Source organism: Fictibacillus sp. Mic-4 (assembly GCF_049843615.1).
In the GTDB taxonomy this organism is placed as follows: domain Bacteria; phylum Bacillota; class Bacilli; order Bacillales; family Fictibacillaceae; genus Fictibacillus_A; species Fictibacillus_A gelatini.
In genome coordinates, this window is the sequence record NZ_JBBHZM010000002.1 from 15030 (window position 1) to 36753 (window position 21724).

The 21724-nt window shown below is 41.3% G+C and carries 20 protein-coding genes and 1 pseudogene; 17 read left to right on the forward strand and 4 right to left on the reverse strand.

Annotated elements, in window-relative coordinates:
* Window positions 1–76 precede the first annotated feature (76 nt).
* Complete coding sequence (locus WD019_RS02630; RefSeq protein WP_026676433.1) at window positions 77–520, forward strand: ACT domain-containing protein; 444 nt, start codon at window positions 77–79, stop codon at window positions 518–520.
* A gap of 45 nt (window positions 521–565) precedes the next feature.
* On the opposite strand, the gene WD019_RS02635 is transcribed toward WD019_RS02630, so the two are convergent.
* Both WD019_RS02635 and WD019_RS02640 read right to left on the reverse strand, forming a co-directional pair.
* Window positions 566–1105 carry a transcription repressor NadR gene (locus tag WD019_RS02635; RefSeq protein WP_425710570.1) on the reverse strand — a complete coding sequence of 180 codons (540 nt, stop codon included), beginning with the start codon at window positions 1103–1105 and terminating at the stop codon, window positions 566–568.
* Between the two features lie 7 nt (window positions 1106–1112).
* Window positions 1113–2255 carry an IscS subfamily cysteine desulfurase gene (locus WD019_RS02640; RefSeq protein WP_425710571.1) on the reverse strand — a complete coding sequence of 381 codons (1143 nt, stop codon included), beginning with the start codon at window positions 2253–2255 and terminating at the stop codon, window positions 1113–1115.
* Between the two features lie 133 nt (window positions 2256–2388).
* Between WD019_RS02640 and nadB the strand changes: the two genes are divergently transcribed.
* The 12 genes from nadB to yajC all read left to right on the forward strand — a co-directional run bounded on the left by nadB (window position 2389) and on the right by yajC (window position 13749).
* Window positions 2389–3954: an L-aspartate oxidase gene (nadB, locus tag WD019_RS02645; RefSeq protein ID WP_425710572.1), complete on the forward strand. Its 1566-nt coding sequence runs from the start codon at window positions 2389–2391 to the stop codon at window positions 3952–3954.
* Window positions 3908–4777: a carboxylating nicotinate-nucleotide diphosphorylase gene (nadC, locus tag WD019_RS02650; protein WP_425710573.1), complete on the forward strand. Its 870-nt coding sequence runs from the start codon at window positions 3908–3910 to the stop codon at window positions 4775–4777. The genes nadB and nadC overlap by 47 nt, the downstream gene beginning before the upstream one ends.
* A complete protein-coding gene (nadA, locus tag WD019_RS02655; protein ID WP_425710574.1) occupies window positions 4749–5852 on the forward strand; it encodes a quinolinate synthase NadA in 1104 nt (367 codons plus the stop codon). Before nadC ends, nadA begins: the two co-directional genes overlap by 29 nt.
* A gap of 150 nt (window positions 5853–6002) precedes the next feature.
* Complete coding sequence (locus WD019_RS02660; protein WP_425710575.1) at window positions 6003–7661, forward strand: LysM peptidoglycan-binding domain-containing protein; 1659 nt, start codon at window positions 6003–6005, stop codon at window positions 7659–7661.
* A complete protein-coding gene (locus tag WD019_RS02665) occupies window positions 7651–8637 on the forward strand; it encodes a hypothetical protein (protein WP_026676427.1) in 987 nt (328 codons plus the stop codon). Before WD019_RS02660 ends, WD019_RS02665 begins: the two co-directional genes overlap by 11 nt.
* 85 nt (window positions 8638–8722) lie before the next feature.
* Window positions 8723–9322, forward strand: coding sequence for a YhcN/YlaJ family sporulation lipoprotein (locus WD019_RS02670; protein WP_245595191.1), 600 nt, complete (start codon window positions 8723–8725; stop codon window positions 9320–9322).
* A gap of 104 nt (window positions 9323–9426) precedes the next feature.
* A complete protein-coding gene (gene ruvA, locus WD019_RS02675; RefSeq protein ID WP_026676425.1) occupies window positions 9427–10023 on the forward strand; it encodes a Holliday junction branch migration protein RuvA in 597 nt (198 codons plus the stop codon).
* Window positions 10024–10036: 13 nt separating this feature from the next.
* On the forward strand, window positions 10037–11041 hold the full coding sequence (ruvB, locus tag WD019_RS02680) for a Holliday junction branch migration DNA helicase RuvB (protein ID WP_026676424.1): 1005 nt from the start codon (window positions 10037–10039) through the stop codon (window positions 11039–11041).
* Between the two features lie 2 nt (window positions 11042–11043).
* Window positions 11044–11235, forward strand: coding sequence for a DUF2905 domain-containing protein (locus WD019_RS02685; RefSeq protein ID WP_081412581.1), 192 nt, complete (start codon window positions 11044–11046; stop codon window positions 11233–11235).
* Between the two features lie 28 nt (window positions 11236–11263).
* Window positions 11264–12313: a tRNA preQ1(34) S-adenosylmethionine ribosyltransferase-isomerase QueA gene (gene queA / locus WD019_RS02690; protein WP_425710576.1), complete on the forward strand. Its 1050-nt coding sequence runs from the start codon at window positions 11264–11266 to the stop codon at window positions 12311–12313.
* A complete protein-coding gene (tgt, locus tag WD019_RS02695; protein ID WP_425710577.1) occupies window positions 12310–13452 on the forward strand; it encodes a tRNA guanosine(34) transglycosylase Tgt in 1143 nt (380 codons plus the stop codon). The genes queA and tgt overlap by 4 nt, the downstream gene beginning before the upstream one ends.
* Before the next feature lie 33 nt (window positions 13453–13485).
* Window positions 13486–13749 (forward strand): preprotein translocase subunit YajC, encoded by a 264-nt coding sequence (gene yajC / locus WD019_RS02700; protein ID WP_035350001.1) that lies wholly within the window; start codon window positions 13486–13488, stop codon window positions 13747–13749.
* Window positions 13750–13777: 28 nt separating this feature from the next.
* Here the strand turns inward: yajC and WD019_RS02705 are convergent, their stop codons facing one another.
* Window positions 13778–14152, reverse strand: coding sequence for a TIGR04086 family membrane protein (locus WD019_RS02705; protein ID WP_026676420.1), 375 nt, complete (start codon window positions 14150–14152; stop codon window positions 13778–13780).
* Between the two features lie 176 nt (window positions 14153–14328).
* Here WD019_RS02705 and WD019_RS02710 point away from each other — a divergent pair, with 176 nt between their 5' ends.
* Window positions 14329–14967 carry a DUF421 domain-containing protein gene (locus WD019_RS02710; RefSeq protein WP_026676419.1) on the forward strand — a complete coding sequence of 213 codons (639 nt, stop codon included), beginning with the start codon at window positions 14329–14331 and terminating at the stop codon, window positions 14965–14967.
* A gap of 26 nt (window positions 14968–14993) precedes the next feature.
* On the opposite strand, the gene spoVB is transcribed toward WD019_RS02710, so the two are convergent.
* A complete protein-coding gene (gene spoVB, locus WD019_RS02715; protein WP_425710578.1) occupies window positions 14994–16544 on the reverse strand; it encodes a stage V sporulation protein B in 1551 nt (516 codons plus the stop codon).
* Between the two features lie 147 nt (window positions 16545–16691).
* Here spoVB and WD019_RS02720 point away from each other — a divergent pair, with 147 nt between their 5' ends.
* From WD019_RS02720 to recJ, 3 genes and pseudogenes are all read left to right on the forward strand, one after another.
* Complete coding sequence (locus WD019_RS02720) at window positions 16692–16961, forward strand: post-transcriptional regulator (protein ID WP_051291246.1); 270 nt, start codon at window positions 16692–16694, stop codon at window positions 16959–16961.
* Window positions 16962–17120: 159 nt separating this feature from the next.
* Window positions 17121–19308: pseudogene (secDF, locus tag WD019_RS02725) on the forward strand (protein translocase subunit SecDF).
* Between the two features lie 70 nt (window positions 19309–19378).
* On the forward strand, window positions 19379–21724 hold the full coding sequence (recJ, locus tag WD019_RS02730) for a single-stranded-DNA-specific exonuclease RecJ (RefSeq protein ID WP_425710579.1): 2346 nt from the start codon (window positions 19379–19381) through the stop codon (window positions 21722–21724).

Consider the following 21724-nt stretch of genomic DNA (forward strand, 5'->3'; position numbering starts at 1 on the left):
ATTTGTCTTTTTGAGATAGACATTTTTGACCGAAATCGTTTATACTAAGGGTGAAGAATGATGGGGGTTAAAAATGATGAAGGAACACCAATTTTACATGGTTCGAGAAGATGTTTTGTCGGAATCGATGCAAAAGGCATTGGAGGCAAAATCGTTAATTGAAAGAGGAAAAGTGAAAACGGTTGCAGAAGCGGCTGCGCAGGTTGGTTTAAGCCGCAGTGCGTTTTATAAATACCGCGACGGAATCTTCCCTTTCCATACGATGGTGAGGGAAAAGATCATTACATTGTTCATTAATTTAGAAGACCGCTCAGGTGCACTATCCAGCCTGCTAACGGTAGTGGCCAGCATGGGATGCAATGTTCTTACAATTAATCAAACCATTCCGCTTCAAGGAAGGGCGAATGTCACCTTAACAATCGAAACAAATGCATTAAAAGGTGAAATTAATGACCTGTTAACAACGCTGAAAAAAATGGAAGCCGTTGAACGAGTTGAAGTGATTGGCTCAGGGGCATAAAAAAGAAGCTGAAATACAGCCTCTTTTTTATGCCCTTTGTTCTCATCAGCTTTGTTCAAACAAGTAGCCTTTTATCCTTAATGCCTCGCATACTGCATCCAGTTGCTTTTTGGAAGGTGCCTCAAGCGTATGGAGGTGGATGCCCTCTGTCAATACGCTTAAAAGAACGGCATTGGTTTCTTTTAAGCGTTCCATGAAATCTTCCACTTCCTTCCGGTTGCTTAACATAAGAGAGGCTGTTAAATCTCCGTATATCGGATGTTCAACCATTACATCTTTTACCGTTACGCCATGATCGACGATCGTGAAAAGCTCATCTTTTGTTTGCCCGGGTGTATGAATGGAGGCGATAACTTGAATGTATGGTTTATCCTTCGGTTCGTTCTTTATATAGACATACCCTTGTGAAGTAGCGATAATCGGCTCCTTTTTCGCTTTTAAAAGAGATATGTCCTGGACAATCACTTGTCTTGATACATTCGTTTTGGAAGCTAATTCGCTTCCTTTAAGAGGCTTGTCGCTTTCTTTAAGCCATTTTAAAAGTAGCGACCGCCTGTCCTCTCCTAAAATCTTTTCTTCTTTCAATGAATGGTCAACTCCTTTTCGCTAAATAACTTTGAGCTATATCTTGAAATGCTTGTGTGACCACTTCTATATCTTCTTTCGTCGTTTGCCATCCGAGTGTCATTCTAATGAGTTCGCGTGCCTCGTCAGGTGTTCTTCCGATCGCTAGAAGAGAGGGGGAAGGGTTTTGTTTCCCGACCTGGCATGCAGAACCGGTTGAGACGGCAATTTGGCGCCGGTTTAATTCAAGCATAGCAAGCTGCCCTTCCATTCCTATAATTCGAATCGGAATATAGTGAGGTAACGAATAGTCGTTATGCCCTTCATAAAAAAATAGCTCGTCTCTATCCATTATACGCGATAAAAAATAGGAGCGCAGTTTTTCAACATGAGTTTGCCATTCCTTCATCTTAGCCACCATCGATTGGGCAGCGGTTACGAAAGAGACGATTCCCGGTGTATTGAGCGTTCCGGGACGCATCCCTTTTTCATGGGTAACCCCGGAAAGAAACGGCCGACTGGAACGTTCAGGTGAAATATAAAGCGCCCCAACCCCTTTTGGTCCGTAAATTTTATGAGCGGAGAGAGTGATGGCATCCAGATTCATTTTTCTTACATCTAATGGAATCTTTCCGAACGTTTGGACACAGTCGCTATGAAACAATATGCCTTGTTCTTTTAAAAAGCGTCCGATTTCTTCAAGAGGTTGGATCGTTCCAATTTCACTGTTTCCATGATGAATTGTGACTAGAATTGAATCTTCACGCAAGTGCTTCCTTACTTCCGAAAGAGAAACACGCCCATCTGAACCAACATTGATATAGGTCACATCAAAACCTTGATCTTGTAAATAGCCAAGTGTATGTTTAACCGAGCTATGTTCAAGGTGGGTACTGATGATATGTCTTCCCTTATGTTGATAGCCGCGAACAAGGCTCGTAATCGCCAGGAAGTTTCCTTCTGAGCCGCCGCTTGTAAACGTAATTCCTTCCGACGTGCCGCCAAAACAGCCCGCGAGTTCCCTTCTTGCATATTCTACTAAGTCATGAGCCTTTGTTCCGATATTGTGAAGGCTTTCTGTATTTCCAAAAAAGTTTTTCGCAGTTTGAGTGTATGCATTAAGGGCTTCTTCTGACATTGGCGTCGTCGCAGCATAATCTAAATAAATCATTTTTCATCCTCTTTTCTTAAACGATGGAATTTCCAACCTTTCTTAAAAAAACTCTTGTCATAAGTTTAAATCTGTGTAAAGATAAGTGTCAAGACAGGTGTTAACTAAACCAAAAATTGGTGGTGGGATAGGCATGAATGTAACTCAAAGTGATGTACTCATCATCGGCTCTGGTGTTGCCGGTTTAATGGCAGCAGATTTTTTGCGTACGAAATTAAATGTGACAATTATCACAAAGTCAACCTTTCAACAAAGCAATTCGTATTATGCACAAGGGGGCATATCAGCTTCCATTGATCCGAATGACCATTGGACCGATCATTTTCTCGATACGATAACAGCAGGATGTTTTCATAATGAAGCAACGTTAACAGAGTTATTAGTCCAGGAAGCACCGGATATTATCGAACGGCTTGTTTCGATCGGCGTTCCTTTTGATAAAACCGCGAGTGGCGGTCTTTCTCTCGGCAGGGAAGGGGGGCACCGCTATCCGCGAATCGTCCATGCCGGCGGGGACCAGACCGGCGCTTTTATCGTCAAGACGCTCTACGATCGGCTCAGGAAAAGCATAAGAATAGAAGAACACGAATTTGCTGGTGACTTGATCATACAGGATGGCAAATGTATCGGTGTTTGGACAAAAAATAAAGATGACAATATTCATTTTTACTATGCCAAACATATTATTTTGGCAACCGGGGGGATGGCCGGATTATATGAAGTGACGTCCAATGACGAAACGATTACCGGGGACGGGATAGCAATGGCTTATCGAGCCGGTGCAGCTTTATCAGATTTAGAATTTGTCCAGTTCCATCCGACGATGCTTTATTCTCAAGGAAAAGTGCACGGTCTTGTTTCTGAAGCGGTTCGCGGGGAAGGTGCACGTCTTGTGACGGAAGATGGGACGCCAATTATGGAAGGGAGGCACCCTCTTGAAGACTTAGCTCCACGCGATATCGTGGCGCGGGCGATATTCGAAAAAATGGAAGAAGGTTTGCCCGTATATCTTGATATTACAGCGGTGAAAGATTTCACAACGCGATTTCCTTCGATTACAAAACTTTGTGAAAAAGCTAACATACCGATTGAAAACGGACGTATTCCCATTAAGCCAGGGGCCCATTTTTCGATGGGCGGTGTCATAACCGATGAATGGGGAGAAACATCGATTCCGCATTTGTACGCGATCGGAGAAGTCGCACGCACAGGGGTTCACGGCGCAAATCGGCTCGCAAGTAATTCACTGTTAGAAGGAATGGTATTTGCCAAACGGACGGCAACGCATATTTTATCTGCTGATTGTGACATGGCACAACCGGTTTATACGATTCCATCAACGTATTCGCCATTAATTCTTCCTGATAAATTGGCGATTAAAAAGACAATGGGCGAAAAGGCTGGCATCGTTCGTCATCCCGTAGAATTAAAAGAAGCGATTTCATGGTTTGAAAGCTTTGACTTTAGTAAATGTAATATGTTTTGTTCGACCTATGATCTTGAAGTGATCAATATGCTTACTGTCGGATGGCTTACTGCAACATCGGCACTTATGCGGACGGAAAGCAGAGGTGGGCATTATAGGAGCGATTACCCTGTTCCAAATGATCAAGAATGGCTGAAACGACAACTGATTAGAAAGAAGGTTAACGATGAATACGTTACAAGTGAAAAAGAAATTGCAAGAGTTCTTTCTTGAAGATATAGGAGAAGGCGATTTAACAAGCTCCACCCTTTTTTCCGAAAATGATTGGGCGGAGGGCCGGTTGATCGCCAAACAAAAAGGAGTGTTTTGCGGAGTTGACGTTTTAGGTGAAGGTTATCGCCTGCTTGATGACCGCTTTGAAATCACTCCATTCATAAAAGACGGAGATCCAATAGAAGAAGGACAGTTGCTCGCACTAGTAAAAGGGCCGGTTCAGGCTTTGCTCACGGGAGAACGTGTCATTTTAAACTTAATACAACGGATGTCAGGTGTGGCAACATTGACAAAAATAGCGGTTGATACCGTAAATAGTGAGCATACAAGAATTTGTGATACGAGAAAGACGACGCCAGGTCTTCGAATGTTTGAAAAATATGCGGTCACATGCGGAGGCGGCTTCAATCACCGATTGGGACTATATGATGGCGTCATGATTAAAGATAATCATATTGCGCACACGGGAAGCATTACAAATGCCGTTTGCCAGGTGAAAGAAAAATTAGGACACATGGTGAAAATTTTAGTCGAAACAGAAAAAAGAGAACAAGTTGAAGAAGCTGTCCAGGCCGGGGCAGATGTCATCATGTTTGATAACCGTTCTCCGGAAGAAATTAAAGAATTTATAAAGCTTGTACCTGAATCGATTATGACAGAAGCATCCGGAGGAATTACGCTTTCAAATTTGGCCGAGTATGGAAAAACGGGTGTTGATTATATTTCCTTAGGAATGTTAACCCATTCAGCTGTTTCGCTTGATATTAGTTTAAATATAAGTGGAGGAATGAAAGATGAGCGTATTGGAAGCTTTTCAACTTAAATCCAGTCTTCCTGACAACTATCTCTCAATGAATAATCGCCAGATGGAAGAGCGGGTACGAGAAATTAAAGAATTGTTCGGTGCACGTTTATATATTCCGGGCCACCATTATCAAAAAGATGAAGTGATTCAATTTGCCGATGCTACGGGAGATTCACTTCAACTTGCACAACTTGCCGCTCAAAATAAGGAAGCCGAGTATATTGTCTTTTGTGGCGTTCATTTTATGGCAGAAACGGCGGATATTTTAACTGAAGAGAGGCAAAAGGTCATTCTTCCGGATATGCGGGCGGGCTGTTCAATGGCCGATATGGCGGACATTTATCAAACCGAACGGGCGTGGGAAAAGCTGCAAACCCTTTTTGGCGACACAATTTTACCATTGACATATGTCAATTCAACAGCGGCTATTAAAGCGTTTTGCGGAAAACATGGCGGTGCAACGGTCACTTCTTCGAATGCGGAGAAAATGGTTCGGTGGGCATTCACCCAGCAAGAACGCATCTTATTTTTGCCAGATCAGCATCTTGGAAGAAATACCGCTTATCAAATTGGAATCCCGCTTAACGAAATGGCCATTTGGGACCCCATAGCCGAGCAATTAGAATATGATGGAGATGTCCAAAATATAAAAGTCATTTTGTGGAAAGGACATTGTTCGGTTCATGAAAAGTTTACGGTCGAAAACATAAACGACATTCGCCGGAAAAATCCTGATATGAACGTGATTGTTCACCCAGAATGTAGCTGGGAAGTAGTTCAACAAGCTGATTTCGCAGGATCAACGAATTATATCATCCAGCAATTAGAAAAGGCTCCGGCAGGCAGCAGCTGGGCGATCGGTACGGAAATGAATCTTGTTAACCGTTTAGCAAAACACCACACGGATAAAACAGTCATTTCCCTTAATCCAAACATGTGCCCTTGTTTGACGATGAACCGAATCGATCTTCCGCATTTACTGTGGGCACTTGAATCGATTGAAAAAGGAAAATTAATAAATGAAATTAAAGTAGATAAAGAAACGTCCGAGTATGCTATTTGTGCATTAAACCGCATGCTTGATCGTGCATAATTTCGAAAAGTGAAGGCATTCGCCTTCACTTTTCTTATGTCATAAGGGTAAAAAAAGAGGCATAAATTTGTAGAGGACGAAATGTGAGTAGCAAAATGCCTAATTTTTCATATACTGTAAAGAAATTTGGCAGGAGGGAGTTTTGTTCTCGTGAGAATTCACATTGTGCAAAAAGGAGATACGTTAGAGAAAATTGCAAATAAATACAATGTCTCCGTTGAAGAAATTAAAAATGTAAATATCGGTATTGGCACAGGGGAACTTGAACGCGGTTCGAAAGTGAAAATACCGTCACCGGAAGTTGTGATCAATCGTTATGAAAAAAAGAAAACGCCATTTAAAATGCCGGGGTTTAAAAAAGAGGCACCGAAAGAAATGCCTAAAAAGGAAATGCCGGTAAAAGAAATGCCTAAAAAGGAGATGCCGATAAAAGAAGCACCGAAAAAGGAAGTGCCAAAAAAAGAAGCTCCGAAAAAGGAACAGCCTCTTAAAGAGTTTCTAAAAAAAGAAGTGCCAAAAGCAGTGCCGAAAGTTATTCCAAAAGTTGTGCCAAAATTTATGCCGAAAAAAGAAGTGCCGAAAGAAGTAAAAAAAGAAGTACCAGCAAAAGAAATTCCAAAAAATATACCGATAAAAGAAGAGATTCCTAAAAATGTCCCACTGAAAGAAACAGTGCCTCCTAAAAAAGATGTCGTTGTTCAAAAAGAAGCGGCTAAAAAGGATATCCCTCTACCAATGCCGCCAATTGCTCATCCAATTCCGGTCATGCCAGGTAAGGCGGAAATGCCCGCCGCGCCAATTCCGGTTATGCCAGGGAAAGCAGAAATGCCCGCTGCACCGGTGCCGGGAAAAGCCGAAATTCCTGCTGCGCCGATTCATCCTTCTAAAGATATGCAGCCAATGTATATACCGAAACCATTAACACCTATGCATGAAAAAGATTTTATCGGACTTGCGGAATCTTCATCCATACCACCAAACTTGCACTGGAGTCACCCGAATCCCGCTCCTTATCCACAAAATATAAATTATGTTCCACCTATGTATATGGCGCCAAACCAGGAATATGGGAAAGATGGGATGGATCTTCATCTCGCAAAACATCCATTTCTTATTGAAGAATCTTCGACAATGATGAATCAAATGTACACAGGGATGCCAACAATGTTTGGCCAGCCATATGGACATCTTGACCCGCCGCAAGAGTATACGATGCCTGGTCATGACTATCAGGCAATGCAGACGCCGGGAATGGATCAGGGAATGACACATGTTCAAAGCGGCAAGCCAGCGTATTCAGGAACTGCTCCTTATATGCCGCCTGCACCTTATGGAGGAGGTGCTTCACCTTATGGAACAATGGGAACAGGTCAGCAACAGGCAGGATCACCAATGGGAAGTCCATATATGCCGCAAGGGCCGCAGCAAATGTCCCATAGTCAAATACCGGGTGGACCATCATATGGCCATATGCCGGCACCGACACATGGATCGATGTATTCTCCATCCGGACCGCAATATGACATGTATGGAAGCTATCATCCACAAATGATGCCGGGGCAAATGCCTTTAGGCGAAACGAGAATACCAATGGATTATTACGGCGGTTACCAAATGCCGTTTATGTCCCAATATAGCCAGGTTCCACAGATGTATGAACCAATGCCGACCTCTCCTGATGTGACGATGCAGCCGAGAGGATTCGCGGGAATGCATGCAAATATGTCCGAAAACATGCCAAATCCATACAGCCAGGCTCAAGCGAAAAATGAACCAGGTAAAATGCATGGAGAGAACGATGAACAATAAAGGATATGGAGACGGTTTCGGGCGAAATCGTCTCTTTTTAAACAGCTTAATTTCAATGGGATTAGATGTTCAGTCGTATTATTTTATCAAATGGAATGTTTGCATGGTTGAAACGAGATTTCAAAATTTCGTATTAAAAGGTTTTCAATCAAAAGATGAGTGCAAAAATCAATTGGAGTTATCCAATTGGTTTTCCCAATTCAAAGATCCTTCAATCGGGACATATACAATCTATCCAAATCGAAAAAGAATCATGTATTCAGAAAATATGTATTGGGGCATTATGCCTTATTATTCGGGAAGTGGTCTTGATTTAAAATATTTTCGTGATGTTAAGCACGGTCTAAGGTGCATTCATGAATTTCATAAACAAAGCACGTTGCATGGCACCGGCCCCCTTTTAGCATCGCTGCCGACTTATAATTTGTATAAAAAATGGAAAAAGCGCCATAATAAATTTGTTGAAAATGTAACGAAAACAAGAGTATCCGATTCGATGCGAAATGAATTAAAGGAAATGATGAAATGGGGGAAATGGTCGTTAGAGCATCTTCCAAAAACGGAATTAATTGAGCTTGAAAATTCCGCAAGACAACATGGGTACGTCTGTCATGGAGATGTCGCACCTCATAATTTCATTCGTCTTTCGGAAAAAAAAGTGATTCTTATTGATTATGATTTATTATCGGTTGTTCCTCACGAATATGATTATCTTCAATACGTTAATCGATGCATGCCTTATTGGAACTGGTCAAACCAACTTTTGAAAAAATTAAATCATGCCGTACTTGAATCTTGCCTTGAAAAACGCTGGTTTTTAATTGCCCTGGTTTTCCCGACGGATTTGTACCGGGAATGGAACCGCGTATTGGAAAGAAGAAATAAAAACGAATTAAGTGAAATGATCCGTTTTACGAAAGATGATTTTGGCTACCGGAAAAAATTTATAGAAAAACTCATGAAAGAATTGTCATGAGGAAAAGTTACCTAAAACTAACAGTGTAAGAAAGGTCTCCAAAAGCCATTCTATTGGTGAAAGGAGGTTTTTTGCATTGAAGAAAATGGTTTGTGGTTTAACGGTTTTAACATTGGCAGCAGGACTTGCGGGATGTAATACGAAAAAAAATGCGTTAAATACGCGTTACAATAATGATGTAAGACCGATTGGATACTATACAAATGAACCAGATAACCGTTATGATTTAACAAAAGGTCCGATTACAGATATGGCGGATAATGACCGTTATGATGTAACAAGAAGACCTGGCACAACGATTACGGATAACCGTATGAATGTCACTTCTTATGACAGGAATTATAACGGGGCCCTTGCCAAACGAATTACCGATAAAGTTACGGCTATGAAGGATGTAAACGATGCACACGTTATTATTACTGATAACACCGTCATTGTAGGATATACACCAAAACATATTCGTAACCGAACATTGGATGATAAGGTTCATGATGCGGTAAAACGTATGGTACCGAATCGAGATGTTGATGTCGTTTCCGATAAAGCGGTTGTCAATCGAATTAAAAATGTGGATAAAAGACTGCGCCAGGGACGACCATACAATGAAGTGTCTTCTGATGTCAATGCGATTTTAAATGATATAACAAATGCGGTAAAACGTCCTTTCCAAAACAACGTTAGATAAGAGAACAGTTTCGAGCTGTTCTCTTTTTTTCTTTTGTCCGAACTTCCTCTATGGTATGATAATATAAAAACATATGCTCGGCATTTTGTGGGAGAGAAGAAATTTTGATTGAAAATATAAGAGGAACGATTGAATACATATGTGCAGAATATGCTGTAATTAAAACCGGGGGAATTGGATATAAAATTCTTTGCCCTAATCCGTTTATTTATCAATTGGACAATGAAGAGACGATCTATACTTATCAATATGTCAGAGAGGACATTCTTGCACTTTACGGATTTAAAACAAGAAAAGAGCGGGATCTTTTCATTAAATTGTTAAATGTTTCGGGAATCGGGCCAAAAGGGGCTTTAGCTATTGTCGCTTTCGGTCGGCCGGAACAAGTCATTTCGGCGATCGAAAAGGAAGATGAGGCCTTTTTAATCAAGTTTCCCGGAGTAGGCAAGAAAACGGCGCGGCAAATGATTCTTGACTTAAAAGGGAAGTTATCCGATTTTGCCTCCGACGTTCCTGAAGAAGGCCTTTTTGCTAATGTACCGGTTGAACCATCGGAAAGTCTTGAAGAAGCGATCGAAGCGCTGGCGGCTTTAGGGTATGCGAAAAAAGAAATTAACAAAATATTACCTGAGCTGAAAAAAGAAGAAATGACAACGGACCAATATATCCGGTTAGCGTTACAAAAGCTTGTGAATCGTTAGGAGTGTGATTCATATGGATGAGAGGCTTTTATCTTCTGAAGGAAATCATGAAGAAGAATTATATGAACTAAGCTTAAGGCCGGAATTTTTGCATCAATATATTGGCCAAAAAAAGGTTAAAGAAAATTTGCGGATTTTCATTCAAGCGGCGAAAATGAGAAATGAGCCGCTTGATCATTGTTTATTATATGGACCTCCAGGATTAGGAAAAACGACACTGGCTGCCATTATTGCAAATGAGATGAATGTCAACTTTCGATCGACGAGCGGTCCGGCCATTGAACGGCCGGGGGATCTTGCCGCCATTTTAACTTCTCTTGAAGCGGGAGATGTTCTTTTTATTGATGAAATTCATCGGCTTTCGCGGGCGATTGAAGAAATTCTTTATTCGGCAATGGAAGACTTTTGCCTTGATATTGTAATTGGAAAAGGGGAGACAGCAAGATCTGTCAGGCTTGACCTTCCTCCATTTACGCTCGTTGGCGCAACAACAAGAGCCGGGTCCTTGTCCGCACCGTTAAGGGACCGATTTGGGGTAATGGCAAGACTTGAGTATTATACAAATGAAGACTTAACCGAAATTGTAAAACGAACCGGAGAAGTGTTTGGAATGGAGATTGAACATGAGTCTGCAAGCGAAATAGCAAGAAGGTCGCGAGGAACACCACGTATTGCCAATCGCCTGTTTAAACGGATTCGTGATTTTGCCCAGGTCGAGGGGAATAAGGTTGCAACACTTCCGCTTACCATTAAAGCGCTTGAATTGTTGCAAGTCGATCGTTTAGGATTGGATCATATTGACCATAAATTATTAAAAGGGATCATTAACCATTATAAAGGCGGTCCTGTTGGTTTAGAGACAATTGCAGCAACAATTGGGGAAGAGGCGCACACGATTGAAGATGTATATGAGCCATACCTTTTGCAAATCGGTTTTTTGCAGCGGACGCCAAGAGGGAGAATGGTAACGGCTAACGTGTATGACTACTTTGGAATGGAGGCGCCCAAATTGCAATGAACATGTCCAAATTATTGATTCTCGTTGGTATAATCTTTATTATTATCGGGGGACTATGGACATTTATAGGAAAATTGCCAGGTGACATCGTATTCAAAAAAGGGAACACAACTATATATTTTCCCATTGTGACAAGCATTGTCGCCAGTATATTGTTATCATTGATTTTTTACATTATCGGACGTTTTAAGTAACAGAAAAAAAGTAAGGTGAAGATTAAAAATGGACATCAATTTATTTGACTTTCACTTGCCCGAAGAGCTAATTGCGCAAACGCCGCTGAAAGACCGGACTGCTTCCAGGCTGATGGTGTTGGATCCGGCGACAGGGGAAGTAATGCATGACCAATTTAAACATATTATTGACTATTTCGAGCCGGGCGATTGTTTAGTATTGAACGATACGAAAGTATTACCCGCAAGACTTTACGGTGAAAAAGAAGATACGAAAGCAAAGATCGAAGTCCTTTTATTGAAAGAAATTGGAGACGATCAATGGGAGACGCTTGTGAAGCCGGCAAAACGGGTAAAGGCCGGAACGGTTGTTTCTTTTGGAGATGGTCGTCTTAAAGCGACTTGCATAAAGGAAACCGATCAAGGTGGAAGAATTTTTAAATTTAGCTATGAAGGGATTTTTTATGAAATCCTCGATTCATTAGGAGAAATGCCTTTGCCGCCATACATAAAAGAACAGTTGGAAGAAAAGGACCGTTATCAGACCGTTTATGCCGTTCATCAGGGTTCGGCGGCGGCTCCAACTGCTGGATTACATTTTACGACCGAATTGCTGGAAGACATTCAAAAGAAAGGTGTTCATGTGACGTTCATCACCCTGCACGTCGGACTCGGTACATTCAGGCCAGTTTCGGTTGAAAAGATTGAAGAGCATGATATGCATGCGGAATTTTATCAAATGACAAAAGGAACAGCAGACCTTTTGAACCGCGTAAGAAAAGAAGGAGGACGGATCATTTCTGTCGGGACGACAAGTACAAGAACGCTCGAGACGATCGCGCAAAAATTTAATGGCGAATTCCATGAAGATTCAGGCTGGACCGATATTTTCATTTATCCGGGCTACACATTTCGAGCGATCGATGGAATGATCACAAACTTCCATCTGCCGAAATCAACATTGATTATGCTCGTTAGTGCACTTGCAGGCAGAGAAAATGTATTGAGGGCATATAATGAAGCCGTTAAAAATAACTATCGATTTTTCAGTTTCGGTGACGCCATGCTTATTTTGGAAGGGAGAAAGAAACACGAATGACAGCCGCTGTCCGCTATGAATTAATTAAAACATGTAAACAATCAGGAGCGCGTCTTGGGAAGCTCCATACCCCGCATGGAGTTATCGAAACACCAGTCTTTATGCCGGTCGGGACACTTGCCACTGTAAAAACGATGAGCCCGGAAGAATTGAAAGAAATTGGTGCCGGAATTATTTTAAGCAATACGTACCATTTATGGCTAAGGCCGGGACATGAAATTGTTCGCGAAGCCGGTGGTCTTCATCCATTCATGAACTGGGATCGGGCGATTTTAACCGATTCTGGCGGTTTTCAAGTGTTTAGCCTGAGCGACCTTCGCGAAATAACTGAAGAAGGCGTTCATTTCCGCAATCATTTAAGTGGGGAAAAGCTATTTTTAAGTCCAGAAGGTGCAATGGAAATCCAAAATGCTCTCGGGTCGGACATTATGATGGCGTTTGACGAATGTCCGCCATATCCAGCTGAATTTGAGTATATGAAGGCTTCTGTTGAACGGACAACAAGATGGGCGGAGCGCTGCCTTAACGCACATAAACGGCCTGAAGATCAAGCGTTATTCGGAATCGTACAGGGCGGGGAATATGAAGAACTTCGTAAATTGAGCGCGGAATCTCTCGTATCTCTTGACTTCCCTGGATACGCCATTGGCGGACTATCCGTTGGCGAACCAAAAGACATTATGAACCGCGTCCTCGAATTTACGACACCATTATTGCCGCAAAATAAACCGCGTTACTTGATGGGGGTTGGGTCTCCTGATTCTCTCATTGACGGTGCTATTCGCGGTGTTGATATGTTTGATTGTGTTTTGCCTACCCGCATTGCAAGAAATGGGACATGCATGACGAGCAAGGGACGCCTCGTCGTTCGAAATGCGAAATATGCCCATGACTACAGGCCGCTCGATGAACATTGCGATTGTTATGCGTGCAAAAACTATTCACGCGCATACATTCGCCATTTAGTGAAGTGTAATGAAACGTTTGGATTTAGACTTACAAGTTACCATAACCTTTATTTTTTGGTAAACTTAATGGAGCAGGTAAAACAAGCTATTCGCGAAGACCGCTTGCTTGATTTCCGTAACGAATTTTTTGAACAATACGGATTTAATAAACCTGACGCTAAAAACTTTTAATAATCATTGGACTGCTTGAAAGGGGGGAATAAAATGGGAGGCTCGTTAGTAAGCTTGTTGCCGATTCTTTTAATGTTTGTCATTTTTTATTTCTTGTTGATTCGGCCAAACCAAAAAAGACAAAAGGCCGTACAGCAAATGCAGGCTAGCCTGAAAAAAGGGGACAAAGTTGTCACGATTGGCGGTTTGCATGGAACGATTGAAGCGATTGAAGAAAACACAGTCGTCATCCGTTGCCATAACGCAACATTAACGTTTGATCGAAATGCGATCAGGCAAACAGTAGAACAATCATAAAAACTAAAACCCGCGAGTAGCGGGTTTTTTATTTTTGGCTTGAATTAACGCCCATAATGCCGCCAAGTATGCTTAAAAGCAGAAAAATGCCGTGATACATATATTGCTTGGAATTAAACGTGCTATCAAATCCAAGAAATTGAACGAGAAAAACGAGAAGAGAAAAGACAATGGCGGTCGTAGCGCCTAAAAGCCAGCCTTTTTCCTTTCCGCTTTTCCCTGAGACAAACCCGCCTATAAACCATGAAATGAGTGATAAAGCTAACGTTACCCAGTTAAGCTTCGATTCGGTAACTGAAGAAAAGCGAAGAATTAATGAAAGTATAACGCTGCTTAATAATATTAAAATAAGAATTGTGATTAAGCCTCTGACAATAGCTGATCCCATATGCCTTGTCTCCATTTATATTTCCTCCTCATTTTTTGTTTAAAAACTTGTCCTTTGTATAACCATATTCGCTTGTTTGAAAAATAGAAGTAAATATCGCCAATTTACGATTTCCAAAACCTGCGACTTATGAATAGATGTTGCAATGGTCACACTAACCATTGATATGAAAAAGGAAAGGAGGGTAGGCATTGGAATATTATACAATTATTTTGCGAACGCTTGTCATTTATTTTCTAATCATTGTCGTCTTTCGAATTATGGGAAAACGTGAAATCGGGAAATTAAGCATCGTCGATTTTGTTGTTTCGATAATGATTGCCGAAATAGCGGTCATTGCTATTGAAGACCCAAAGCTTCCAATGTTATACTCTCTAATCCCTATTTTTGTCCTGATGGCGATTCAACTGATTCTTGCTTTATTTTCTTTAAAAAGTAAAAAAGTGAGAGAACTGGTGGATGGAAAGCCGTCGGTCATTATCAACCATGGAAAAATTGATGAGCATGAAATGAGGAAACAGCGATATAATTTCGATGATCTAATGATCCAACTGAGAGAAAACAACATTAAAAATTTAACGGATGTTGAATTCGGCATTTTAGAATCGACGGGAAAATTATCCGTCATAAAAAAAGATGAAACATTAATGCTTCCCGTTATTTTAGATGGGTTAATTCAGGAAGATCATTTAGAAAAATTCGGGAAAACCCCCTTCTGGTTACGGCGCGAATTAAAGAAATTAGGAATAAAAGATATAAAAAACATCTCTTTTTGCGTAATTGATGATCATGATCAATTGATTATTGATCTAAAGGATGAAAAAAAATAACCTTTTTGTCCAAAAAAGGTTATTTTTTATATCCATCTTTTAATGATCGGGAAATGGCCTAAATCTTCGCGTTTAATTAATTTAAAGAGGAAAAGGCAAAGTAGATAAAAGAATGTAGTGATTGAAACGCACAATAATGTTCCGATGAGCTGACTATACATCGGAAATATATAACGATAAAGAAAAGCGGCAAATAAAGCAGTTACGACAATACATAAGAAGCCTTTTATATAGTCTTTTATGACAATCGTATAACTTATCGCTTTTACAACGGTTGCAAAATGAAGCAGGGTGACCACGACTGTCCCTAAGGCAATGGCAATCGCTGCTCCCATAATTCCGAATTCAGGTCTTGAAGCGATGACGAATATCGCCGCTAATTTAACGATCGCCCCAATCAAGCTATTGATCATCGCCGCTTTCGCAAGATCTAATGCCTGTAATACAGCCTGGAGCGGCCCTTGAAAATAAAGAAAAATGAAAAGCGGCGTCATCACTTTTAAATAAGAAGCGGATGAGGGTGCATCATACATTAAATCCATAATTGGAACGGCAAATACATAAGTGACAATAACTGCGATTCCACCTGAAATGAGCGAAAGACGAAGCGCCTGATTTAAACGATGTTCGATTAAAACGAAATTTTTATTTGCATTTGCTTCACTAATGGCAGGGACTAGCGAAATTGATAACGAATAAGTAATGAATGTGGGTAATAACAATAAAGGCATGACATAGCCTTCCAATTCACCGTATTGGCTCGTGGCAACGGCAGTGCTAATGCCGGCAATGGCTAAACTGCGGGCAACGACAATCGGCTCGAAAAAATAAGAAACAGAGCCGATAAGCTGGCTTCCAGTTGTAGGAAGGGCGATGTTAAGTAATTCTTTGAATGTTGATTTTCCTCCTTTCAACTGGTTGAAAAACCCTTTTCTTACTTTCATCGTCTTTTTCATTTTAAACATGGAAAACATATAAAGAAGAGAGGCTGCTTCTCCTAAAATAACGGAAATCATTGCACCTGCTGCAGCATACTCAACACCATACGGCAAGAACAGGCTGGATAATAGGGCAACTAATGTAATGCGGACAATTTGTTCAATGACCTGTGAATAAGCGGAAGGACGCATATTCTGCAATCCCTGGAAATAACCGCGCAGGACCGAAGAGACTGCAATAATAGGGATGACAGGGCTGATCGCGATCAATGGGTAAAAGGTGCGCCGGTCTGTAAAGAAATAGTTTGCTAAAATAGGAGCAGCCGAGATCATGATCGTTGTAAAAATAATACTAAGTACACCGGTAATGGCTAAGGAAACGACTAAAATCCGTTTAATTTTTTTACGGTCACCCTGTGCGTCGGCTTCGGCGACTAATTTTGAGATAGCGACTGGAAGTCCGAGCCGTGTTAATGTGATCGTTAAAAGAAAGGTGGGGACGGCCATCATATAAAGTCCAACACCTTCGCCGCCCATAATGCGGGCCATGACCATTCTATTAATAAACCCAAGCACTTTTGTAATTAATCCTGCTAAAATTAATAATAAAGTCCCTTGAACCAATGTTTGTTTTGACATGCAAACTCCCCGCCTTTAACAAATAGGAAATCTAAAGAATAGGACATCTATCCTTAACCTATTTATATGGATGAGTGGGACAAAGCATGACAAGTAGTTTTAATTTCACGGAAAGAAGCCGATGATAAATAAAGAGGGGTGAACCTGATGGCTGTAGATGAGATGGATCAGATGAAAGAGGATGTAAAGCCTGCGATTATAAGTAAGCTAGAGGAATTCCACAGTTTAGGGTATGAAAGTGTTACCGAAGATGAATTATGGGAATTTATCCTTCATCAGTCAAAAAAGAAAAAGCTTCAAGGAAGATTGTATGAAGTCGTTAACTGTATACTTACATTAAAGATCCATGATTTTATGAATTGGCTAACATTAGAGGCTTATAAAAAAGATGCGGAGCTCTATCGAGGTCAGCCGTAGGGAGGTGATCTCTTTATTTTTGCTTTAAGAGCAAAAATTGTTCATCAACCGACATAAAATTGACAGAAAAAAACACCAATCGATATAATAGTTTAGGTTACTACAATACATAATGGTTCGTATTTTAGTAAGTTCAGCATGAAGGGGGAAAGTCAGCTAATGAAGAAGAAAAAAGGCAATATCGTTACGTTTTTTATCCTTTTAGCCGCCTTTGCAATACTTATCGCATTTACAACAGGGCCAATCGTTAAAGGGATTAAGCTTGGCCTCGACCTTCAGGGAGGATTTGAAGTCCTCTATCAAGTCAAGCCGGCAAAAGAAGGCCAGAAAATCGATAAAGAAACGTTGAACAGTACTGTTCAGGCGTTGAATAACCGGATCAACGTCCTCGGCGTATCCGAGCCGAACATCCAGATTGAAGGAAAAGACCGGATACGGGTTCAACTCGCGGGTGTGAAAGATCAAAACGAAGCGAGGAAGATTTTGTCCACGCAGGCGAATTTAACGTTTCGTGATGTGAACGACAACGTGCTCCTCGACGGTTCTGATTTAAAAGGCGGCGGGGCAAAAGTCGGATATGACCAGGCCAACCGACCGATTGTTACGTTGAAATTAAAAGATGCGAATAAGTTCGCTCAAGTGACGAAAAAGGTAAAGGATATGGGTCCTGGAAAAAACTTGCTCGTCATCTGGCTTGATTTTGAAAAAGGAGATTCCTATAAAAAAGAAGCGGCGAAAAAAAAGCCGAAATTTATTTCAGCTCCCAGGGTGGATGAGGTGTTAAACACGAAAGATGTTCAAATTACGGGTGACTTTACCTTAAAAGAAGCGCAAAATTTGGCGGACATTTTAAATGCCGGTTCGCTGCCTGTAAAACTATCTGAAAAGTACTCGACGTCAGTAGGCGCGAAATTTGGACAGGAAGCATTGCATGACACATTATTCGCTTCGTTTATTGGCGTAGCCGTCATCTATTTGTTTATGTTGTTCTATTACCGTTTTCCAGGCTTTATTGCCATTATTACCTTAACGATTTATACGTGGCTCATTCTCGTTCTCTTTTATGCGATGGGCGCCGTCCTTACATTGCCAGGAATTGCGGCGTTAGTGCTCGGGATCGGGATGGCGGTCGATGCCAATATTATCACCTATGAACGGATTAAAGATGAAATGCGGAGCGGAAAATCGGTTATGAGTGCCTTCAAGGCAGGGAATCGCCGCTCGTTTACGACGATTTTTGATGCAAACATTACGACGATCTTAGCGGCAGCCGTATTATTTGCTTTTGGGACAAGCTCTGTTAAAGGATTCGCGCTCGTCTTGATCATTTCCGTCCTCGCCAGCTTTTTGACAGCGGTCTATGGAACGCGTATTTTCTTAGGACTCTGGGTGAAGAGCCGGGTTCTTGACAAGAAGCCGGGTTACTTTGGCGTAAAGGAGCGTGACATCCGTGAACTTTAAATATGATTTTGTGCACCATCGAAAAATTTTCTTCATGTTCTCTGCGATCATAACGATTGCCGGCATTTTATGCTTGTTCATTTTTAAATTAAACCTGGGGCTCGATTTTTCGAGCGGTACCCGTGTGCAAATTACGAGTGATCATCGGCTAAACGATATCGATATAAAAAATGATTTTGAAAAGATGGGATTAAAACCCGAATCGGTTGTTCTATCCGGGGCAAAAGATAATATTGCCAGTGTCTCGTTTAAAGGGGTATTATCGAAAGAAGAAATCGCGAAAGTGAAAGAGCAGTACGGGGATAAAAATACGAATGCCAACACCGTTGACCCGATGATCGGAAGGGAATTGGCACGAAATGCGCTCTTTGCCGTATTGATCGCTTCGATCGGAATCATTATTTATGTTTCCATCCGCTTTGAATGGCTTATGGCGTTAGCTTCAATCATCGCTTTATTGCATGATGCCTTTATGATCATCGCTATATTTAGCATTTTGCGACTTGAAGTTGATCTTACATTTGTTGCCGCCGTTCTAACGATCGTTGGTTATTCGATCAATGATACGATCGTTGTTTTTGACCGGATTCGGGAAAATATGAAGCTATCGAAAGTGAAAACATCTGAACAACTGGCAAAAGTGATCAACGACAGCATTCTCCAAACGTTTACACGGTCGATCAATACCGTTTTAACCGTTATCATCGCGGCATTGGCTTTGCTTATTTTCGGAAGCGAATCGATCCGTAATTTCTCGATCGCCCTATTGATCGGCTTAGTATTCGGAGCATACTCATCGATTTGCATCGCTTCACAAGTATGGTTTGTCTGGAAAAGCAAACAAATGAAAAAACAAAAATTAAAGCCTGCAACGAATAAAGCATAGGTTTCAAAACATTGTCCATTGTCACCTCCTAACTCGTCTAGTATAATAAACGAGTTAAGAGGTGATTTTTATGTTAAAGGCGAAAACGAGGTGGAACGTTCTGCCCGTTGATGAAGAAAAAGCAGCAACTATAGCCTCTTCACTAAAACTGCCAGAGCTTCTCGCAAAGCTTTTAGTGTCACGGGGAATCGACACACCGGAAGATGCAGAGCATTTTTTATTTGATGGATCGGATCATTTGTACGATCCTTTTTTAATGGACGGTATGGATGTAACTGTTAAACGTATACATAAAGCCATTTCCGATAAAGAAAAAATTCTCGTTTTCGGAGATTATGATGCTGATGGTGTCTCGAGTACATCGGTCATGGTATTTACGTTAAAGGAATTACAAGCGGATTTTGATTACTATATCCCGAATCGTTTTACAGAAGGATACGGCCCTAATGAAAATGCCCTTCGCTGGGCAAAAGAGGAGGGCTTTCAATTAATCATTACGGTCGATACTGGTATTAGCGCTGTTCATGAAGCACAAGTCGCAAAAGAACTTGGGCTGGATTTTATCGTGACGGACCATCATGAACCACCGCCTGTGCTTCCCGATGCCTATAGCATCATCAATCCGAAAAAGCCGGGCTGCCCTTACCCGTTTAAAGGTCTTGCGGGTGTTGGTGTCGCTTTTAAAGTATCACATGCGCTTTTAGGACGAGCGCCTCTTCAGTTGCTAGATATTGCCGCCATCGGAACGATCGCCGACCTTGTTCCGCTTATTGGAGAGAACCGGATATTAGCACGCGAAGGAATCAAGGCACTAAAACAAACGGATAAACCGGGTTTAAAAGCATTGTTAAAGGTAGCGGATTTGCATGATAAAGATTTAAATGCAGAACATATCGGTTTTGCGATCGGGCCGCGCGTCAATGCTGCTGGTCGCCTCGATTCGGCCATTCCCGCTGTTGAACTGTTTACTACTGATGATCATGAGGAAGCGAAATTGTTAGCCGAAGAAATTGATCAAATGAACAAAAGCCGCCAGACGATTGTCAATGAAATGACGAAGGAAGCGATTGATGTCGTCGAATCTAATTTTCCGCTGGAAGAAAACCGCGTGCTCGTTGTCGCAAAAGAAGATTGGAATCCTGGCGTCATCGGAATTGTCGCATCAAGGCTTGTGGAAAAATTTTATCGGCCGACGATCGTCTTAAGCATTGATCAAGAAAAAGGGGTGGCGAAAGGATCGGCGCGAAGCATTGAAGGATTTGACATGTTTGAAAATTTATCAACGTGCCGTGATATTTTGCCGCATTTTGGGGGACATCCAATGGCTGCGGGGATGACGCTTGCCATCGATGATGTTGATGAGTTGAGAGAACGTTTAAACCGGTTGGCATTTGAAAAATTGGCGGAAGAGGATTTAAAGCCAATTACACAAGTTGATATTGAATGCCGGTTGGAAGATATTACGATTGAAACGATCGAACAAATGAACAAACTTGCACCATTTGGAGTCAGTAATCCTGTTCCGAGAGTGCTGCTTAAAGACATGCAAATCCGGGAAATGAAAAAGATTGGAAGCCAGTCTAATCATTTGAAATTGCAGTTTACCGATGGACAAGCAGTGCTTGATACAATCGGGTTTCAAAAAGGAGACCTGATGGATGAAATGACATACCATTCTACTGTATCCGCCGTTGGTGAACTTTCCATTAATGAATGGAACGGTTACCGCAAGCCGCAGCTAATGATTCATGATATGGCGGTTAATGAGTGGCAGCTCTTCGATTTTCGCGGAATAAGGGATGTTAAAAAGAGGATTCATGACATTCCTGAAGAAAAAGCGGTCTATATCGCTTTTCGTGAAGAAAGTCTTGAATGGTTTGGGCTTCATGAATGGAAGGGACGCGTCATTATGCCGCAGTCAAATAAAGAAGCGGCGTTTGAAGGCAAATATGTCATTTTTCTGGATGTCCCGAATACGAAAGAAGAACTCGATTGCCTGCTAGAAAACACGGCTGTGCCAGAGCGAACTTACGTCGTTTTTCATCAAGATAACGACCATTTTTTCTCGACGATTCCGTCTCGTGACCACTTTAGCTGGTATTATAAATTTCTTTACAAACGAAAAACATTTAATTTGCAAAAAAACGGAAACGAATTGGCGCGATTAAAAGGATGGTCGGCTGAGACGATCCAATTCATGTCCAGGGTGTTTTTTGAGCTGGAATTTGTTACAATAAAGGATGGTGTGATTTACTTAAATGACCATCCGAAGAAAAAAGATTTACAAGAGTCAAATGCATACAGGAGAAAATTAGAACAAGTGGAAATCGAAAATGAACTAGTTTACTCCTCCTATAACGATTTGAAAAATTGGTTTAAAAATAAACATGCTTGTAAGATGAAACAGGAGGTTTAA

What these genes read in the sequence shown, in the direction of transcription:
- WD019_RS02630 (WP_026676433.1), top strand. Translation starts at nt 77, where the DNA reads ATGAAGGAACACCAATTTTACATGGTTCGAGAAGATGTTTTGTCGGAA.
- WD019_RS02640 (WP_425710571.1), bottom strand. Translation starts at nt 2,255, where the DNA reads ATGATTTATTTAGATTATGCTGCGACGACGCCAATGTCAGAAGAAGCC.
- nadB (WP_425710572.1), top strand. Translation starts at nt 2,389, where the DNA reads ATGAATGTAACTCAAAGTGATGTACTCATCATCGGCTCTGGTGTTGCC.
- nadC (WP_425710573.1), top strand. Translation starts at nt 3,908, where the DNA reads ATGAATACGTTACAAGTGAAAAAGAAATTGCAAGAGTTCTTTCTTGAA.
- nadA (WP_425710574.1), top strand. Translation starts at nt 4,749, where the DNA reads ATGAGCGTATTGGAAGCTTTTCAACTTAAATCCAGTCTTCCTGACAAC.
- WD019_RS02665 (WP_026676427.1), top strand. Translation starts at nt 7,651, where the DNA reads ATGAACAATAAAGGATATGGAGACGGTTTCGGGCGAAATCGTCTCTTT.
- WD019_RS02670 (WP_245595191.1), top strand. Translation starts at nt 8,723, where the DNA reads ATGGTTTGTGGTTTAACGGTTTTAACATTGGCAGCAGGACTTGCGGGA.
- ruvB (WP_026676424.1), top strand. Translation starts at nt 10,037, where the DNA reads ATGGATGAGAGGCTTTTATCTTCTGAAGGAAATCATGAAGAAGAATTA.
- WD019_RS02685 (WP_081412581.1), top strand. Translation starts at nt 11,044, where the DNA reads ATGTCCAAATTATTGATTCTCGTTGGTATAATCTTTATTATTATCGGG.
- queA (WP_425710576.1), top strand. Translation starts at nt 11,264, where the DNA reads ATGGACATCAATTTATTTGACTTTCACTTGCCCGAAGAGCTAATTGCG.
- tgt (WP_425710577.1), top strand. Translation starts at nt 12,310, where the DNA reads ATGACAGCCGCTGTCCGCTATGAATTAATTAAAACATGTAAACAATCA.
- yajC (WP_035350001.1), top strand. Translation starts at nt 13,486, where the DNA reads ATGGGAGGCTCGTTAGTAAGCTTGTTGCCGATTCTTTTAATGTTTGTC.
- WD019_RS02705 (WP_026676420.1), bottom strand. Translation starts at nt 14,152, where the DNA reads ATGGAGACAAGGCATATGGGATCAGCTATTGTCAGAGGCTTAATCACA.
- spoVB (WP_425710578.1), bottom strand. Translation starts at nt 16,544, where the DNA reads ATGTCAAAACAAACATTGGTTCAAGGGACTTTATTATTAATTTTAGCA.
- WD019_RS02720 (WP_051291246.1), top strand. Translation starts at nt 16,692, where the DNA reads ATGGCTGTAGATGAGATGGATCAGATGAAAGAGGATGTAAAGCCTGCG.
- recJ (WP_425710579.1), top strand. Translation starts at nt 19,379, where the DNA reads ATGTTAAAGGCGAAAACGAGGTGGAACGTTCTGCCCGTTGATGAAGAA.